Here is a 19,970-nt window from a genome sequence, read left to right as displayed (position 1 = left end):
ATTCGATAAAACAACGTTACCGTCGATTTTTCATAGGCAAACGCAGCGCAGCATCTTACCCACCTGCAAAGAAACCGCCCGTTGTTTTTACGCATCGCAGAATGCGCTTTTCATTGACAATTCTTATCCGGCAATGTTCTGATGCGATCCCTCTCCGAAAACAATATGTGATTTTTGGAGAGAATTGTTGGCGTGCAACTAATTCATCTAGCGAGCTGAGCCGCATTCGGGGTCTGACCCCGAATGCGGCTCAGCTTGGCTACGCCTTGGATGCCGCCATACGATACTTTTCTTGGGAGTTGTTTGTAATGATGATGGAAACGGTTTTATCCCGCTCGGTGCGCCTGATCTTCTCGGGCAGCGTGGTGGCGGCGGGTCTGATGGCCCAACAGGCTTTTGCACAAGACGCTAACGTCCAGCGCGTGGAAATCACGGGCTCGAGCATCAAACGCGCGACCGCGGAAACCGCGTCGCCGATCCAGGTCCTGACCAGCGACGACATGATGAAGTCCGGCAAGGCCACCGTCGCCGAATACCTGCAGACCCTGTCCGCAGACGGCGCCGGCTCCCTGCCAACCGGCTTCGGCTCCGGCTTCGCCGCTGGCGCCACCGGCATCTCGCTGCGCGGCCTGGGCGCGACTTCCACCCTGGTGCTGCTGAACGGCCGCCGCATGGCGCCGTTCGCCCGTGCCGATGACGGCCAGAAGAGCTTCACCGACCTGTCCACCATCCCGATGCAGATCGTCGAGCGCATCGAAGTGCTGAAGGACGGCGCTTCCTCGCTGTACGGCGCCGACGCCATCGCCGGCGTGGTCAACATCATCCTGAAGAAGGACTTCGAAGGCGTCCAGATCAAGGGCGATACCGGCGCTTCGCGCTACTCCGACGCCAAGCAGGGCAAGATCTCCCTGACCGCCGGCAAGGGCAACCTGGACGACGACAAGTACAACATCGTCTTCAACGCCGAATACAGCCACACCGACGGCCTGCAGGCTTCCGACCGCGGCAGCCGCGCCTGGATCGGCCACGGCGACATCCGCCCATGGGGCTATGGCATCGGCACCCAGTACGCTGGCGGCTACATCACCAACGGCGCTGCCTCGCCTTCGCCTACCGGCGCGCTGCTGAACCCGAAAACCGGCCAGTACGTGTCGCTGCCGGGCTGCGACCAGTTCTCCACCTCGGCTCCGCAAGATCCGAACGGCGGCTGCCTGTGGCACCAGGACAAGTTCCGCTCGATGAATCCGGAAATCGAGTCGATCAACCTGTACTCGCGCGGCACCTTCCAGCTGAACGCCGACCACCAGGCGTTCTTTGAAGCGGGCTACTCGGAGCGCGATACCGCCTTCACCCTGACCCCGTCGTCGACCTCGTCGACCGTGGTGTTCCCGGGCGCGAACGGCGGCCCGAACCAGCTGATCAACTACGGCAACACCATTCTGATGGCTGCCAACCACCCGCAGAATCCGTACGGCGTGCCAGTGCGCGTGCGCTACTCGGCCTTCGACGTGGGTCCGAGCACCCGCAAGAACACCAACGAGTTCACCCGCTTCGTGGCTGGCCTGAAAGGCAACGTCAAGGGTTGGGACTATGAAACCGGCTTCACCTTCTCGCAGTCCAAGCTGAACCTGGACTGGAGCAATATGCTCAACATGAAGGCGCTGCAGTCCGCACTGGGCGACCCGAGCTCCAAGCTGTTCCCGTACTACATCGGCGCGCAAGCGGGCAAGAACCCGGCTTCGCTGTACTCGGCCCTGGTGACCAACGCCACCTCCGATTCCAGCACCAAGCTGCTGATCGCCGACTTCAAGGCCAGCCGTGAACTGTGGGCACTGCCAGGCGGCAACATGGGCCTGGCAATCGGCGGCGAACACCGCCGCGAGACGCTGAGCAACCCATCGCTGACCGGCACCGCCGACGGCTCCATCAACTCCAGCTACACCGCCGCCTTCGGCAAGACCAACGTGTCGGCGATCTACGCCGAGGTGCTGGCGCCGGTGCTGAAGACCGTGGAAGTGACCGCTGCCCTGCGTTACGACCACTACGACCAGTTCAACTCGACCACCCCGAAAGTGGGCGTGAAATGGACCCCGGCCAAGAACTTCGCCCTGCGCGGTACCTACACCGAAGGCTTCCGTGCTCCTAGCGCGGCCGAGTCCAACACCCTGAGCCAGGCCGTCGGCAGCGCTCCGGTGCGCGACCCGGTCCGTTGCCCGGGCGGCACGCCAGCGGCCGGCGCTTCCCTGACCGACTGCTCGATCACCGTCAGCTCGATCAAGGTCGGCAACCCGAACCTGCAGCCCGAGGAATCCAAGGGCTACACCCTGGGCATGGTGTGGGACCCGTTCGAAGGCAACAGCATCGCCGTCGACGCGTTCAAGATCAAGCGTTCCAACGAGATCAACCCGGTTTCCTACGCCGAAGCGGCGCAGTCGCCGACCGCCGTGCGCAACGACAACAACCTGAAGGACGCGTCGGGCAAGGTCATCCCGAACTCCGGCTCGCTGCTGGTGGTGTCGGGCGCGTACCGCAACTCGAGCTACACCGAAGTGACCGGCGTGGACCTGGACGTCAAGCAGCGCCTGCGCCTGGGCGCCTGGGGCAAGGCCGTCATCGGCCTGAACCTGACCCACATCTCGTCCTGGCTGCGTGCCGAGTCCGACACCGTGCAGTACCAGTTCGCTGGCACCCACGGCAACTGCGACACGTCAAACTGCGCCGGCACGCCGAAGAACAAGGCTACCCTGTCCGCTTCGTGGGACATCGGCGCCTGGAACTTCGCGTCCAACGTGAACTACCGCGACAGCATGAAGAACATCAAATATGAAGGCGATATCTGCGCCTCCAAGTTTGCTGACGGTACCGCAGCTCCTAACGGCTGCAAGCTGGCTTCGTTCACCACCATGGACCTGTCCACCCGCTACAACTTCAGCAAGAACCTGCAGCTGACCGCGTCGATCGCCAACGTGTTCGACAAGATCGCGCCGCTGGATCCGCTGACCTACGGCGGCATGAGCTTCAACCCGCTGGACGCTTCGGGCGCCATCGGCCGCTACTTCAAAGTGGGCGCGAACTACACCTTCAAGTAATTTAACAATTTGAAGGTGGGACCCTAAAAAGGGCGATGAGCAATCATCGCCCTTTTTGCGTTCAAGTGTCGCCAAAAACTAACGGATTACCACGTATTCGTTAAACAACGCCGAGCGCGGCGAGACAAATCCGATACGGCACGTTGCCAGCTGAAGTCGGAAGTTAGTGGATTTTATGACGCTCGTGCGCTTTCCCCCTGCTTAAAACACAACGATGTGCCGCCCGCTACGGGTTTCGCTTACATTGACAGCCGAACCCGGCAGGTGATTTCATCAGCCAATTGAGCAAATGCCTAGACGTTTGCTCAACTGGGAACGGGCAGACTTTGCAGAACATGCAGTTAACAATAAGTCAGTGCAGTCGCTTCGTTTATCACTACATTAGTTGGAGGTTTTTAGCATGATGATGGAAACAGTTATGGCACGTTCCGTGCGCCTGATATTCTCGGGCAGCGTGGTTGCAGCAGGTCTGCTGGCAACGCCGGCGATGGCACAAGATGCCAGCGCGAATGTCCAACGCGTTGAGATTACCGGCTCGAGCATCAAGCGCGCCACGGCGGAAACCGCGTCGCCGATCCAGTTGATCGGCCGCGAAGAGCTGCTGAAGTCGGGCAAGGCCACCGTGGCCGAGTACCTGCAAACGCTGACCGTGGACGGCGCCGGCTCGCTGCCAACCGGCTTCGGCAACGGCTTTGCCGCCGGTTCCACCGCCATCTCGCTGCGCGGCCTGGGCGCGACCTCCACCCTGGTGCTGCTGAACGGCCGCCGCATGGCGCCGTTCGCCCGTGCCGACGACGGCCAGAAGAGCTTCACCGACCTGTCCACCGTGCCGATGCAGATCGTCGAGCGCATCGAGATCCTGAAGGACGGCGCTTCGTCGACCTACGGCGCGGACGCGATTGCCGGCGTGGTCAACATCATCCTGCGCAAGGACTTCGAAGGCCTGCAAGTGAAGGCCGACACCGGCGCTTCGCGCTACAGCGACGCCAAGCAGAACAAGGCTTCGGTCTCGTTCGGCAAGGGCAACCTGGATAACGACCGCTACAACTTCGTCTTCAACGCCGAATACCAGCAGGCCGACAAGCTGAAAAACAGCGACCGCGCCAGCCGCGGCCACATCGGCCATGGCGACCTGCGTCCATACGGCTTCCCGATCGGCACCCAGTTCGCCAGCGGCTACATCAACGGCACCAACAACGCCACCGCCTCGCCGGTCGGCCTGCTGCGCGATCCGAAGACCACCAACTACGTCGCCCTGCCAGGCTGCGCGTCGCTGACCAGCGCCAGCCAGACCGGCGCCAACGGCGGCTGCGTATGGTACGCCGACCAGTTCCGCGACATGCAGCCTGAAATCGAGTCGCTCAACCTGTACTCGCGCGGCACCTTCCAGATCAACGAGAACACCCAGGCTTACGTGGAAGCGGGCTACTCCAAGCGCGACACCTCGTTCACGCTGGTGCCGCCGTCGGTCACCCCGACCGTGGCCTTCCCGCCGAACGCCGCCAATCCGCTGGGCTTCATCAACTACGGCAACCTGAACATCATGTCGGCCGCGCACCCGCAGAATCCGTACGGCGCGCCGATCCGCATCCGCTACACCGCGTTCGACGTCGGCCCAAGCACGCGCTCGGCCAACAACGAGTTCAACCGCTTCGTGATCGGCGTCAAGGGCTCGGCCATGGGCTGGGACTACGACACCGGCTTCACCCACTCCGAGTCCAAGCTGCACCTGGACTACAGCAATATGCTGAACATGAAAGTGGTGGCGGCGGCGCTGGGCGATCCGACCTCGAAGTACTTCCCGTACTACATCGGCGCGCAGGCGAACAAGAACCCGGCCTCGCTGTACGCGGCCATGGTGACCAACGCCACCTCCGATTCGACCACCAAGCTGAACGTGATCGACTTCAAGGCCTCGCGTGAGCTGTGGGCTCTGCCAGGCGGCAACATGGGCCTGGCAGTCGGCGCCGAGCACCGCCAGGAAAAACTGTCCAATCCTTCGCTGAAGGGTTCGGAAGACGGTTCCATCAACTCCAGCTACGTGGCCGCCTTCGGCGACACCAAGGTGTCGGCTATCTACGCCGAGGTCCTGGCGCCGGTGATCAAGAACGTCGAGCTGAGCGCCGCCGTGCGTTACGACAAGTACGACAACTTCAACTCCACCACCCCGAAAGTGGGCGCCAAGTGGACCCCGGTCAAGTCCTTCGCTCTGCGCGGCACGTACACCGAAGGCTTCCGCGCCCCAGGTCCTGCTGAAGGCTCGGCACAATCGCAATCGACCGGCACCTCGACCGTGGCCGATCCGATCCGTTGCCCAGGCGGCAAGACCCCGGCCGCCGGCGGCGCCACCTCCACCGACTGCGCCATCCCTGTGGCAGCGGTGAAAGTGGGCGATCCTAAGCTCCAGCCTGAAACCTCCAAGGGCTACACCCTGGGCGTGGTATGGGACGTGCTGGCCGACACCGGCATCACGCTGGACGGCTGGAAGATCAAGCGCTCCAACGAGATCAACCCGCTGCCGTACAACGAAGCGGCCGCCCTGCCGACCGCTATCCGCAACGACAACAACCTGGTCCAGAACGGCGTGGTGATCCCGAACTCGGGCACCCTGGTGCTGACCCAGGCCCCATACCGCAATTCGAGCTTCACCGAAATCAGCGGCGTGGACCTGGACATCAAACAGCGCCTGCGCCTGGGCGCCTACGGCAAAGCCCAGCTGGGCCTGACCTGGACCCACGTGGCTTCCTGGAAGCGTCACGAGTCGGCCACCACGGTGTACCAGTTCGCTGGCACCCACGGCAACTGCGACACCTCGAACTGCGCCGGTACGCCTAAGGACAAGATCAACCTGACCGGGACCTGGGACATCGGCGACTGGAACTTCAACGGCATCGTGAACTATCGCGCCAAGATGAAGAACATCCTGTTCGAAGGCAACACCTGCGCGTCCAACCTGGCCAACGGCCAGCCGGGCACCACCGATTGCCAGATCGCCTCGTTCACCACGCTGGACCTGTCGACCCGCTACAACTTCAGCAAGCAGCTGACCTTGTTCGCGTCGATGAACAACGTGCTCGACAAGATCGCACCGCTGGACCCGCTGACCTACGGCGGCATGAGCTACAACCCGATGGACGCGACCGGCGCCATCGGCCGCTACGTCAAAGTGGGCCTAAACTACAAGTTCTTCTGATCGCCTAGCCGTCAGTAAAACTGCCTCGAAGGGCGGTGCGCAAGCACCGCCCTTTTTCTTTTGACCGGTCTATACAGATAGTTTTGCCAAAACAGTATCGAGTTAGCAGAAATACTCCGGTTTCCGCTGAAAACCCGAACAAAAATTGACAAGACCGCGTGATTAGTGGTTTCATACCGCCCCTGTGATTTTTAGTGAGAATTACAGGAACCTGCAATAACGGCAAGTTAAGCAGCAGTAGATTCCTCCCCATCGCATCAAGAGAAAGCTTCAAAGCAATGATCAAAGAAACAGTACTGTCTCGCTCCCTGCGCGTGATGTTCGCAGGCGGCCTGGCACTGGGCATGCACGCCGCTGCCGCCCAGGAAGCAGCACCCGCAGCCGAATCCATGCAGCGCGTTGAAATCACCGGTTCCAGCATCAAGCGCATCGCCGCCGAAGCGTCGCTGCCGGTGCAGTCCTTCAACCAGAAGGACATCAAGAAGACCGGCGTCAGCACCGTCACCGACTTCATCCAGCAGCTGCCCGCCATGCAGGGCTTCTCCGTGGCCGGCGACTCGGTCGGCGGCGGCGGCGGCGGCATCACCACCGCCTCCATCCACGATATCGGCTCGGCCTACACGCTGGTGCTGCTGAACGGCCGCCGCGTGGCGCCGGCCAATTCCGGCACCACCATCGACCTGAACTCGATCCCGCTGTCGGCCATCGAGCGCGTGGAAGTGCTGACCGACGGCGCCTCGGCCCTGTACGGCGCCGATGCCATCGCCGGCGTGGTCAACTTCATCCTGAAAAAAGGCGCTTCCCCGTGGGAAGTGAACGCCAAGTACAACAGCCCGCAGAAATCCGGCGGCAAGAGCAACTCCTTCAGCATCAGCAAGGGCTTCGGCGACTACGAGGACGACGGCTACAGCGTGTTCGTCTCGGCCAGCCACGACGAGCAGAAGCAGCTGAAAGCCTCGCAGCGCGGCTTCGCGCGCACCGGCATCGTCAACTTCACCGATCCGAAAACGGGCAAGGCGCTGCAGTTCATCAACGGCTCCTCGCGCGCCCTGCCGGCCAACGCCGCCGTCAGCTACGACACCATCGACCCGGCCACCGGCAAGACCGTCGAGAAGAACATCAACCTGAACCCGTACGCGCTGGCGCACGGCGGCAAGTGCGCGGCCAGCAACCTGGACTTCTACGGCGACGGCAACTGCTTCTACGACTCGCCGTCCACCATCGAGATCAACCCGGAATCGCAGCGCGACTCGATCTTCAGCTCGGGCAGCCTGAAGCTTGGCAACACCGGCTTCAAGGGCTTCTACGACTTCGCCTACACCGAAGCGAAGATCGTCGCCAGCATCGCGCCCTACCCGGCCGACTTCTCCATCAGCAAGGGCTCTGCGCTGTACAACAAGTACATCCAGCCTTACCTGACCGCGGCGCAGGACGCCAACGCCACTTCGGTGGTGGCCAAGTACCGCCTGTATGAAATGGGCAACCGCACTTACGACTACGGCACCAAGGCCACCCACATCGTCGCCGGCGTGGACGGCCAGGCCTTCGGCTGGGACGTCAATTCGGCGGTGACCTACTCGAAAAACAAGCAGACCCAGAAATACGTGGGCGGCTTCCCCCTGGCCGACAAGTTCCAGGCAGCGCTGGACGCCGGCACCATCGACCCGTTCGGCTACGCCCAGGGCGAGATGCCGCAATCGATGCGCGACGCGCTGGTGGGCACCGGCTTCTCCGGCACCTACAACACGCAGACCGTGGAAATGAAGGGCATCGACGCGCGCGCCTCGCGCGAAGTGTTCAAGCTGGCCGGCGGCGCGGCCATGCTGGGCGTGGGTGCGGACTTCCGCAACACCGCCTTCCGCATCGACCAGGCCGACGTGGCCAAGCAGGCCCAGATCCTGTTCGACAACGCCCAGGTCGACAGCAACTACGAGCGCAACAACGCCGGCGCCTACGCCGAGCTGGTGATGCCGTTCACCCGCAAGCTGGAAGCGACCACCTCGGTGCGCTACGACCAGATCGGCGCCATCGACAACAACCTGACCGGCGCCAAGGTCGGCAGCAAGGAAAACGCCGCCACCTGGAAAGTGAGCACCAAGTACTCGGCCGCCAAGAACCTGATGCTGCGCGCAGCGGCAGGCACCGGCTTCCGCGCCGCCAGCATGACCGAGATCGCAGGCCCGCTGGAAGACTGGGGTGTGACCGGCGGTAACTACCAGTGCCCGCTGACGGCCGCCAACGGCATGGGCAGCCACCCGCTGGCGTCCTACTGCAACGGCGTGCAGCGCCAGCAGTTCGAAGCCTTCCAGGGCGGCAATCCGGAGCTGAAGCCGGAGAAGTCCAAGCAGTGGAGCGTGGGCTTCGTGTTCGAGCCGCTCGACAGCCTGTCGATGGCCATCGACCTGTGGAACGTCGAGATCCGCGACCAGGTGACCTCGGTGTCCGAAGGCCTGATCTTCGCCAACCCGGCCAAGTACGCCAGCCTGTTCACCACCAAGCACATCAGCTCGACCGGCAAGGACGTGCTGGCCATCAAGCTGCTGCCGATTAACATCGGCAAGGTGGAAAACCAGGGCGTCGACTACGACTTCACCCACAAGATGAAGCTGTTCGACGGCAAGCTGACCAGCCGTCTGGCCGGCACCTGGCTGCTCAAGTCGCGCTACACCACGCCGGGCACCGACGACCAGTGGGAAACCAGCTTGAACCGCTACGGTTCGAACGACAAGGTCAGCTTCCGCCACGTGGTGCGCGCCACCACCTCGTACGAGACCGCCAGGTTCACCCACACGCTGGCGGCCAACTACCGCAACGGCTACACTGACAAGCCGCAGTCGGAAGACGACTGCGCCGTCATCGTGGCCGGTTCGCCCGGCGAGTGCTACGGCATCACGCTGGACGTGCCGAGCTACACCACCTTCGACCTGCAGTCGGCCTACCGTCCGCTGAAGAATGTGGAGCTGACCGCCGGCATCATCAACCTGTTCGACCGCACGCCGCCGTTCACGCTGCGCAACACCGGTTCGCACCAGGTCGGCTACAACCCCTCGTATTCGAGCGCGCTGGGCCGCCAGTTCTGCATCAGCGGTTCTTACAAGTTCTAATCGCAAAAGCCGGCATCTGACGGCAAACAAGCGGTAACTTCGAGCAAAGGGCGGCGAGCGATCACCGCCCTTTTTATTTTCCTGCACAAAACACCTCACTTGCACAGCGGGATTTACAGGCCGTTGTATTAACCTGACACGCAATCTTTCATTATTGACATGGATAACCACCGGTGGTTACATCTGTGTGCTTGAAGATTAACATTTCTTCAGGGAATTGCCATACGAGGGGCCGACGCGCCTATCCGGCACGCTCGGCCCATGACATGTACAACGATGTTCTTTTGGGAGTTTTGGGCAATGATGAATGAGAAAACAATCGCACGCTCGGTGCGCCTGCTGTGCGCCGCCGGCCTGGGCCTGAGCCTGGGCCTGGCCACCCAGGCCGCGCTGGCGCAGGACAGCACGCAGCCCATGCAGCGGGTGGAAGTGACCGGTTCCTCCATCAAGCGGCTGGTATCGGAAACGGCCAACCCGCTGACCGTGTTCAAGGCCGAGGACTTCGTCAAGCAAGGCTTGACCACGGCCCAGGAAGTGCTGGACCGCATCCCCTCCAACAGCTCCAGCTTCAGCTCCGGCAACGTGGTCGGCGGCAACAGCTCCGGCCTGCCCACCGGCGGCCAGTCCAGCGCCGACTTGCGCGGCCTGGGCAGCGACAAGACCCTGGTGCTGCTGAACGGGCGCCGCATCGCCAACCACCCCTACGACGGCGCCAGCGTCGACCTCAACATCATTCCCGTGTCGGCGCTGGAGAAAGTCGAAGTGCTGCGCGACGGCGCCTCGGCCATCTACGGCACCGACGCCATCGGCGGCGTGATCAACTTCATCACCAAGCGCTCGGTGCAAGCGACCACCATCACGGCCGAAGCCCTGCTGCCGCGCGCGCCCGGCGCCGACGAGAAGCGCGTCAACATCTCTTCCGGCTTCGGCAACCTGGAGACCGACGGCTACAATGTGTTCGGCGTGTTCGACTGGCACAAGCTCGACATCCTGACCTCGCAGCAGCGCGAATTCTCCAAGACCGGCGTGATCCCCGAGCGCGGCCTGAACCTGACTTCCGGCACCACCTTCCCCGGCAACTACTTCGACCCCGGCTCCAACGTCACCGGCAACCCGGGCCGCGCGGCCGGCTGCGACCAGCCCCTGTCCCTGCCCATCGGCGGCGGCGGCACCTGCCGCCAGGACTACACCCGCCTGATCGACGACTTGCCGGCGCAAAAGCAGATCGCCTTTTTCGGCAAAGCCACCTTCAAGATCAATAACGACCACCAGGCCAGCATCGAATACCTGCACGCCGAGAACGACGTGCTGTCGCACACGGCGCCGCCGCCGCAGACCGGCCTGATCCTGCCGAAGACCAGCAAATACTATCCGGGCAACCCGGGCGGCGGCGTGCCCGCCATGCCGGGCCTGTCCGGCCAGCCGCTGTCGGTCAACTGGCGCCCCACCGAAGCGGGCCAGCGCGAAATCAACTCGCTGGGCGCGGCCGACCGCCTCAGCATCGGCGCCGAAGGCTTGCTGTACGGCTGGGACTACAAGACCGGCTTCACGCTGTCGGAAAGCCGCTCGGCCGAATGGTTCACCGGCGGCTACGTGCGCGACGAGTCGTTCGCGGCGGGCGTGCTGAACGGCATCCTGAACCCCTTCGGCCTGCAGGACGCGGCCGGCAAGGCCTACCTGGCCAGCACCGCGCTGCGCGGCAAGGTACAGGACGGCAAAACCCGCAACACCGGCATCGACTTCAAGGCCAGCCGCGAGCTGTGGGACATGGCCGGCGGCAAGGCCGCGCTGGCCTTCGGCGGCGAGCTGCGCCGCGAAGAGGCGGACTTCTTCGTCAACCGCGACATCGCCGGCCAGGCGGCCAGCTCCGGCCTGTCCGGCTCGCAGTCCACGGCCGGTTCGCGCACCATCAAGGCGGTGTTCGGCGAAGTCCGGCTGCCGCTGATGAAGGACCTGGAAGTGCAGTTCGCCACCCGCTTCGACGATTACAGCGACGCCGGCAACACCACCAACCCGAAACTGGCGCTGAGCTACCAGCCGACCAAGGAAGTGCTGCTGCGCGGCTCGGCCTCGACCGGCTTCCGCGCCCCGACGCTGTTCGAGAAGAACGCGCCGCGCTCGAAGAACGACACCAACAACTCGTACAACGACCCCATCCTGTGCCCGGGCGGCGTGCCCTCGTCCAACCCGATCACCAACCCGCTGCGCGACTGCGACCTGCAGCAGTTCAAGCTGCAGGGCGGCAATCCGGACCTGAGCCCGGAAGAGTCGCGCACCTTCGCGGCCGGCATCGTGATCGAGCCCATCCCGCAGGCCACCCTGGCGCTGGACTACTGGAACATCAAGCTCAAGGACAAGATCAACGCGCTGCCGGAAGAAGTCATCTACGGCAACTACGCCAAGTACAAGGACCGCTTCCTGCGCAACCCGGACGGCTCGCCGTTCGCCATCCTGGACCTGAAGGAGAACCTGGGCCGCGTCAACACCGACGGCGTGGACGTGTCGCTGACCTTGCGTTCGGGCAGCAGCGCCTACGGCAGCTTCATCTTCGCGCTGGACGGCACCTATGTCCACAAGTACGAGTACCAGGACGAGCGCGACGGCCCGTTCACCCAGAACGTGGGCCGCTACGCCGCCAACAACCCGGTGTTCCGCTGGAAGCACAACGCCTCGCTGAACTGGCGCATGGGCGTCTGGAGCGCCACCCTGGCGCAGTCCTTCAAGTCCGGCTACACCGACCAGAACCTGGACATCGACGACCAGTTCCTGAACCACGTGCCCTCGTACAGCCTGTGGAACCTGACCGCCAGCTACACCGGCATCAAGGGCGTGACGCTGACGGCCGGCGTGAAGAACCTGCTGGACAAGGACCCGCCGTTCTCCAACCAGGGCACGCTGTTCCAGAAGGGCTATGACCCGCGCTACACGGACGCGGTTGGCCGCGCCATCTACCTGCGCGGCAGCTACACCTTCTAAGCCTGCGCAGCGCCTTTGCAGCACCCGCCGCCGGCTCACGCCGGCGGTATCATTTTGTAGCGCTAAGTATCGTTTTGTAGCAAAAAAGTGACATTCCAGCCAGCAAGTTACATTATTTACTATTCGCTCCAAAGCGGCAAACACCACCTTTCCGCTGCTTTAGCCGCTTTTACAGATTCCCCGGACTTGGCCGCAACGTCGCCCATCCGCCGCCTTATGGCACCCAACGTGCTCGCTTAACGCCCCATTCCCGTCCAGCCCGCGACGGCGCGAAAAACAGGGGAATCGCTCGAAACCGCAAATTTCTCACGTTGACACCACCTTGTCGGAGTGATTACATGGCTCCTAGCCAACTTTTGCCGTTTATCAACGGCTGGCCATGGTGTTATCTAAAAGATAAAAGTTATCCAAACTCGGCCGTAGACGCCGTTTCACTAAAGTAGTACATCTTGGGAGTAGTTAAATGATGAAGGAAACAGTTTTGTCCCGTTCGGTACGCCTGATCTGTGCCGGTGGCCTGGTGCTGGGCATGCATGCCGCCCAGGCGCAATCCGCCCCGGAATCCATCCAGCGCGTTGAAATCACCGGCTCCTCGCTCAAGCGCGTGGACGCCGAAACCGCCCTGCCAGTGCAGGTGATGACGAAGGCGGAAATCTCCCGCACCGGCGCCACCAGCACGCAAGAACTGCTGACCTCGATCTCCGCCCTGTCCTCCTCCGGCTCGACCCAGAACTCCACCGGCGCCGGCAGCTCGACCTACGGCATGTCCTCGATCTCCCTGCGCGGCCTGGGCGATGAGCGCACCCTGGTGCTGGTGAACGGCCGCCGCCTGGCAGCCTTCGCCGGCGGTGGCGGCGCAGCCGTCAACGTCAACGTCATCCCGCTGGCCGCCATCGAGCGCGTCGAAGTGCTGAAAGACGGCGCATCGGGCGTGTACGGTTCGGACGCAGTGGCCGGCGTGGTCAACTTCATCCTGTCCAAGTCCTTCAAGGGCGTGGAAGTCACCGCAGGCTACGGTTCCCCAACCGAAAGCGGCGGCGGCAAGAACTCCAAGGCATCGATCACAGGCGGCATCGGCGACCTGAGCACCGACGGCTACTCCGTGGTGCTGTCGGCATCGTACGAAAAAGAAAAACTGCTGAAAGCGACCGACCGCTCCTACTCGGCCACCGGCAACAACCTGCCGTACTACGCTTCCGGCGCCACCGGCCAGGGCAACATCGAAGGCGCCATCATCCCGGGCGCCTACCCTAACGACCGCGTGACCGGCTTCGGCAACTCGCCAGGCACCGGCTACGGCAACCCGCTGGCCGACCAGGGCAAGTGCGCGTCCATCCTGATGTACCAGAACGCCACCAACACCTCGAAGAACACGCCTTACTGCGCCTTCGACAGCGCCGCCTTCGTGGGCCTGATTCCGCAGCGCGAGCTGAAGAACCTGACCGCCAACGGCTCGTTCAAGATCAACGCCGACCACGAACTGTTCGCCGACGCGCTGTACTCGGAATCGACCGTCACCCAGAGCTTCCAGGGCAGCCCGGTCCGCCGCTCCTTCCTGGAAACCGACGGCGAGTTCGCCAAGCAAGGCGTGCACCCGGCGCTGCTGCTGTACCCAAGCAACCCGGTGTACCAGTCGATCGCCGTGCCTTACCTGAACAAATACGGCTTCAGCAGCCTGGTCGGCAAGCCGCTGGCCATCACCAGCCGCGTGTTTGACTTCGGCAACCGCACCAGCGTCGACGAAGCCAAGCAGTCGCGCCTGGTACTGGGTTCGAAAGGCACCGTCTGGGGCCAGGACTACGAAGTGGCCGTTGCCACCAACGAGAGCAAGATCCACGGCACCGTGCCGGCCGGTTACTTCTCGCAAGTGGCCTACGCCAAGATCATCAACGATCCTGCCAACAACTGGAACCCATGGGCACCAGGCGCGGTGCAGACCGGCGCGCTGGCTGAGAAGCTGAAATCGGCCCAGTACTCGGGCGACACGCTGACCGGCAAATCGACCAGCAATACCTTCGATGCCAAGATCGCAGGCGAGCTGCCGCAATTCGCCGGCATCACCCCGCAGTACGCCGCAGGCTTCCAGTCGCGCAAGGACAAGTTCCACACCACCCCTAGCCCTGCGCTGGAAACCGGCGACATCGCCGGCCTGGGCGGCAGCGTGCCTCCTGTGAACAAGTCGCGCACCATCAACTCGGTGTTCGCCGAAGGCAGCCTGCCGCTGACCAAGACCCTGGACCTGGGCCTGGCGCTGCGCCGCGACGACTACAACGACGTCGGCAGCACCAACAACTACAAGGTGAACGGCCGCTGGCAGCCACTGAAGTCGGTGCTGGTGCGCGCGTCCGCAGGTTCGGGCTTCCGCGCCCCTACCCTGAGCGACCTGTGGCAGCCGCAGACCACCGGCTCGTCGGAAACCTTCAACGATCCGGCCACCGGCCAGTCCCAGCTGCAGGTTAACGCCGTGTCCGGCGGTAACCCCAACCTGAAGCCTGAAGAATCGCAGCAGCGTTCGATCGGTATCGTCCTGTCGCCAGCCGACAGCTTCACCTTCGGCGTGGACTGGTTCAAGATCAAGGTGTCCGACATCCTGGCCACCCCGTCGGCACAGGAAGTGGTGTCCGGCTTCCGCCGCGGCGACTCGGCCTACGCCAACCTGGTGAAACTGCAGGGCAACGATGTCGACCTGATCTACACCACGCTGGCCAACACCGGCAACGCCACCGTCGAAGGCTTCGACGTGTTCGCCCAGTTCCGCCAGAACACCAGCTTCGGCCGCTTCGACACCACGCTGAACGGCACCTACATGGACAAGTTCGACCAGACCAGCCCGGGCGGCACCCTGTCGCACAAAGTTGGCACCCTGGTAGACAAGAACGGCGACCCGGTACTGGGCGCGCAGGACGGCGGCGTGGTACTGCGCTGGCGCCATGCCCTGAGCGGCACCTGGACCCAGGGTCCGCTGGCCATCTCGCTGACCCAGAACTTCTCCTCCGGCTATGAAACCGGCTTCCGCCAGGGCGATGGCCAGCGCAACTTCATCGGCGCCATGACCACCTACGACACCAACGTGACGTGGAAGGGCTGGAAATCGCTGGTGCTGAGCGCAGGCGTGCGCAACCTGTTCGACAAGCAGCCTGGCATCTTCGTGCCGGTGTCGAACCAGTTCCAGGCCGGCTACGACATCAACCAATACGACCCGCGCGGCCGCTTTGTGTATGTGTCGGCAGGCTACACCTTCAAGTAATACGTAGCAGCTGAAAAAAACCCGCCGTAGCGATACGGCGGGTTTTTTTTATTTAGTCTTCGGTGCGCAGGCGGCGCTGGCGCACCGCGGCGGCCAGGCCTTCGAGCACCTGCACGCTGCTGTCCCAGTCGATGCAGCCGTCGGTGATGGACTGGCCGTAGGTCAGCTCCTTGCCCGGCACCAGGTCCTGGCGCCCCGCCACCAGGTGCGACTCCACCATCACGCCGACGATGCGCGCGTCGCCGCCGGCGATCTGGCCGGCGATGTCGGCGCACACGGGAATCTGGTTTTCCGGCTTTTTCGAGCTGTTGGCGTGCGAAGCGTCTATCATCAGGCGCGCCGCCAGGCCCTGGGCCGCGATGGCCTTGCAGGCCTCGTCCACGCTGGCCGCGTCGTAGTTCGGCGCCTTGCCGCCGCGCAGGATGATGTGGCAGTCCTCATTGCCGTTGGTGGACACGATGGCCGAGTGGCCGCCCTTGGTCACCGACAGGAAGTGGTGCGGCTGCGAGGCGGCCTTGATGGCTTCCACGGCGATCTTGACGTTGCCGTCGGTGCCGTTCTTGAAGCCCACCGGGCACGACAGGCCGGAAGCCAGCTCGCGGTGCACCTGCGACTCGGTGGTGCGGGCGCCGATCGCGCCCCAGCTGATCAGGTCGGCGATGTACTGCGGGCTGATCACGTCCAGGTATTCGGTGCCGGCCGGCAAGCCCAGCTCGTTGATGTCGCGCAGCAGCTCGCGCGCCATGCGCAGGCCGTCGTTGATGCGGAAGCTGTTGTCCATGTAGGGGTCGTTGATCATGCCCTTCCAGCCCACCGTGGTGCGCGGCTTCTCGAAGTACACGCGCATGACGATTTCCAGGTCCGCGCCCAGCTTCTCGCGCAGCGGCGCCAGGCGGCGCGCATATTCCATGGCCGCTTTCGGATCATGGATGGAGCACGGGCCGATCACCACCATCAGGCGGTCGTCCTGGCCGTGCAGGATGCGATGCAGCGCCACCCGCGCGTTCGCGGCGGTGGTGCTGGCGGCCTCGCTGACGGCGTACTCGCGGATCAGGTGCGAGGGGGGGACCAGTTCCTTCATTTCGCGGATGCGCAGGTCGTCGGTGCGTTGCATGTCTATCTCCTGGAGTCTAAGGCTGAAAAATCTTGGGCTAAAAAAAAACCGCCATCGCTGGCGGTTTGTCTGGGTCTGCTGGGATCTCGTTTTTGCTGCTACGTGAACCGGCCGCTACTCCACCGCCTTTGGGCTGGAATTGCTAAAGTAAAAGTGGCCGGTAAAGAAAAACGCAACGCTGCATGGGAGAAATCCTAAAAGGTTGCAATGACTATAGCAACAAGTCACAAGCTTTGGCAAGCGATTTGTCAAGCGGCCTGTTCAAGCGGGCGCGTGGCGCGCGCACCACATTGGGGCAGCATCCCACCTGCTCTTTGATCCAGATCAGAATCTCCTCATGCAAACGCAGCAAGACTGGACAATCCTGCTTACCTCTTTGGAGTGACATGATGAAAAAACTGATCTTGCCCGGCTTGCTCAGCTTGCTCGGCCAGGCTTACGCGCAGGAGGCTGCCCAGCAGCCCATGCAGCGGGTGGAAATTACCGGCTCCAACATCCGCCGCGCGCAGGCCGAAACAGCCTCGCCGGTGCAGACGCTGAGCCGCGCCGACATTGAAAAATCCGGCAAGACCACGGTGGCCGAACTGATGCAGACGCTGGCGGTGGACAACCAGGGCTCGGTGCCCATGACCTTCGGCGGCGGCTTCGCCTCCGGCGCGTCCGGCATTTCGCTGCGCGGCCTGGGCGCGGCCTCCACCCTGGTGCTGATCAACGGCCGCCGCGTGGCGCCCTACGGCCTGGCCGACGACGGCCAGAAGGTGTTCGCCGACCTGAACGTGATTCCGTCCGAGGCCATCGAGCGGGTCGAGATCCTGAAGGACGGCGCCTCGGCCATCTATGGCTCGGACGCCATCGCCGGCGTGGTCAACGTGATCCTGCGGCGCGATTTCGAGGGCACCACGCTGCGCGCCAGCCAGGGCATCTCGGAAGAGCGCGACGGCCACGACACGCGCCTGGCCATCACGCACGGGGTCGGCAAGCTGGATACCGACCGCTACAACTTCATGGGCAGCTTCGAATACGGCCGCAAGGGCGCCATCGCCAACAGCGCGCGCAGCGACCGCCGCTACATCGGCCGCAGCGACCTGCGCGACTACGGCTTCTCGGCCCAGGAAACCCTGGGCGGCACCGGCGCCATCGTCAGCACCAACAACGCCGGCAGCGCGGTCAACGGCAACGTGCGCAACCCGGACACGCTGGAGTACTACAACCGCGGCAACCTGGCCGGCGCCGGCTTCACGCGCCTGTTCCCCGGCGCGGCCTGCGCCAACTTCACCAGCCACCCGCAGGGCGACCCCGGCGGCGGCTGCCTGACCGACGCGCAGCAGCAATACAGCGAAATCCAGCCCGAGCAGGAAACCGCCAACGTCTTCGCGCGCCTGAGCTACCAGCTCGCGCCCGACTGGCTGGCGTACGGCGAGCTGAACTTCTACCACAGCAATTCCACCGCCAGCACCACCCCGTCCACCGTCAGCGCCTCGGTCGGCTATCCGGGCGGCCCGGTCAGCAACGCCGCCGTGCAGCTGGGCGCGGGCCATCCGGACAATCCCTACTTCGGGCGCGCCGCGCGGCTGCGCTACCTGGCGGCCGACGTCGGTCCGCGCGTGAGCCACGTGGGTTCGGACTTCACGCGCTTCGTGGCCGGCGCCAAGGGCAGCTGGCAGCAATGGGACATCGACGCGGCGTGGCTGTTCTCGCAGAACGAAGTGAGCAACACGCGCACCGGCTACCTGCAGCGCGACGTGGCCTTCGCCCTGCTCGATCCCAGCCCGGCCAACGTGGCGGCGGCACGCGCGCGCAGCGCCGCCTATGCCGCGCTGCCGCCCGGCAGCTTCTGGCGCATCGCCGAGAACGCGGGCCTGAACTCGGCCGCGCTGTACGGCGCCCTCTCGCCCACCATCGCCAACGACGCCGAAACCCGCATCAACCAGATCGACGTGAAGGCCAGCCGCGAAATCGGCCAGCTGCCCGGCGGCGCGCTGGGCGTGGCGCTGGGCGCCGAGTACCGGCGCGAGTCCACCGAGCTCGAGCCCACGCAGGGCACCGAGCTGGGCAACATTATCGGCCTGGGCTACTCGGCCTACCAGGGCAAGCGCAACGCCAGCGCGCTGTACGCAGAGCTGCTGGCGCCGGTGCACAAGACGCTGGAAGCGTCGGCCGCGCTGCGCTACGACCACTTCTCCGACGTCGGCAATTCCTATACGCCGAAGGCGGGCCTGAAGTGGACCCCGACCAGGACCTTCGCGCTGCGCGGCACCTTCGCGCGCGGCTTCCGCGCCCCCAGCGCGGCAGAGAACGGCGTGGGCGGCCTGGCCGCGTTCTCCACGGCGGACGATCCGGTGCGCTGCGCATTGGGGGTGCAGGTGGCGTGCGACCCGGCCTCCATCGCCATCATCACCTCGCCCAACCCGGCGCTGGCGCCGGAGCGCTCGAAGAGCTATAGCGCCGGCCTGGTGTGGGACCCGCTGCCGCGCACCAGCGTGTCGCTGGACTTCTGGCAGATCAAGCGCAAGAACGAGATCAACCAGGAGCAGACCGACGCCGCCATCGCGGCCGGCCACATCGCGCGCGACCCGTCCACGGCCACCCGTCCGGGCGACCCGGGCGCCATCACGGCGGTGCTGGCGCGCTACGTCAACTCCAGCAACACCAAGGTGCGCGGCGCCGACCTGGACCTGCGCACCACCTTCGGCCTGGGCGGCTGGGGCACGCTGGCGGCGGACGCCAAGTGGACCCATTTGTTCAAGTGGCTGCGCACGGAAACCGACGGTTCGCAGCGCGACTTCGCCGGCACGCACGGCAACTGCGACGTGACCAACTGCATCGGCACGCCGGACGACCGGGTCAACCTGAGCGCCACCTGGGAGCGCGCGGCCTTCCGCGTGACGGCCACCGCCAACTACCGCGGCAAGATGGACAACACGCTGTTCAAGAACGATCCGGACGGCTGCGCCACGCACTTTGCCGACGGCTCGGACGCGCCGCGCGGCTGCAAGCTGGCCTCGTTCACCACCATCGACCTAACGGCGCGCTGGAAGGTGAACCCGAAGATGGAAGTGACGGCGTCGATCCAGAACCTGTTCGACAAGATCCCGCCGCTCGATCCGCTGACCTATGGCGCGGTGTCGTATAACCCGCTCGATTACAGCGGGGCGCTGGGGCGTTATTTCAATGTGGGGATGCGCTATCAGTTCTGATGGCGCTGCGGGCGGCGCCGGCGGGTTACGCGGTTCCCGCTGACCCGCCC

Annotated in this window: 7 protein-coding genes; 6 read left to right on the top strand and 1 reads right to left on the bottom strand. The window is 64.1% G+C overall.

Annotated features, from left to right (window positions below; genetic code table 11):
* Positions 1–308 precede the first annotated feature (308 nt).
* The 5 genes from ACFJI2_RS02325 (at position 309) to ACFJI2_RS02305 (ending at position 15,609) form a co-directional block, all read left to right on the top strand.
* Positions 309–3,089 carry a TonB-dependent receptor gene (locus ACFJI2_RS02325; protein ID WP_377703587.1) on the top strand — a complete coding sequence of 927 codons (2,781 nt, stop codon included), beginning with the start codon at positions 309–311 and terminating at the stop codon, positions 3,087–3,089.
* Positions 3,090–3,507: 418 nt separating this feature from the next.
* On the top strand, positions 3,508–6,282 hold the full coding sequence (locus tag ACFJI2_RS02320) for a TonB-dependent receptor (RefSeq protein WP_377703586.1): 2,775 nt from the start codon (positions 3,508–3,510) through the stop codon (positions 6,280–6,282).
* Between the two features lie 278 nt (positions 6,283–6,560).
* Complete coding sequence (locus tag ACFJI2_RS02315; RefSeq protein WP_377703585.1) at positions 6,561–9,386, top strand: TonB-dependent receptor; 2,826 nt, start codon at positions 6,561–6,563, stop codon at positions 9,384–9,386.
* A gap of 300 nt (positions 9,387–9,686) precedes the next feature.
* Positions 9,687–12,362 (top strand): TonB-dependent receptor, encoded by a 2,676-nt coding sequence (locus ACFJI2_RS02310; RefSeq protein WP_377703584.1) that lies wholly within the window; start codon positions 9,687–9,689, stop codon positions 12,360–12,362.
* Positions 12,363–12,843: 481 nt separating this feature from the next.
* Complete coding sequence (locus tag ACFJI2_RS02305) at positions 12,844–15,609, top strand: TonB-dependent receptor domain-containing protein (protein ID WP_377703583.1); 2,766 nt, start codon at positions 12,844–12,846, stop codon at positions 15,607–15,609.
* A 52-nt stretch (positions 15,610–15,661) separates the two neighbouring features.
* Here ACFJI2_RS02305 and aroG read toward each other — a convergent pair whose 3' ends face one another.
* On the bottom strand, positions 15,662–16,723 hold the full coding sequence (gene aroG / locus ACFJI2_RS02300) for a 3-deoxy-7-phosphoheptulonate synthase AroG (RefSeq protein ID WP_377703582.1): 1,062 nt from the start codon (positions 16,721–16,723) through the stop codon (positions 15,662–15,664).
* A 386-nt stretch (positions 16,724–17,109) separates the two neighbouring features.
* Here aroG and ACFJI2_RS02295 point away from each other — a divergent pair, with 386 nt between their 5' ends.
* On the top strand, positions 17,110–19,920 hold the full coding sequence (locus ACFJI2_RS02295) for a TonB-dependent receptor (protein ID WP_377703581.1): 2,811 nt from the start codon (positions 17,110–17,112) through the stop codon (positions 19,918–19,920).
* Positions 19,921–19,970: the final 50 nt, after the last annotated feature.

This window comes from Pseudoduganella sp. UC29_71, from assembly GCF_042693265.1.
Lineage (GTDB): Bacteria > Pseudomonadota > Gammaproteobacteria > Burkholderiales > Burkholderiaceae_D > Rugamonas.
The sequence above is the reverse complement of the archived record's forward strand: the minus strand, read 5'-3'. Positions and strand labels throughout refer to the sequence as shown.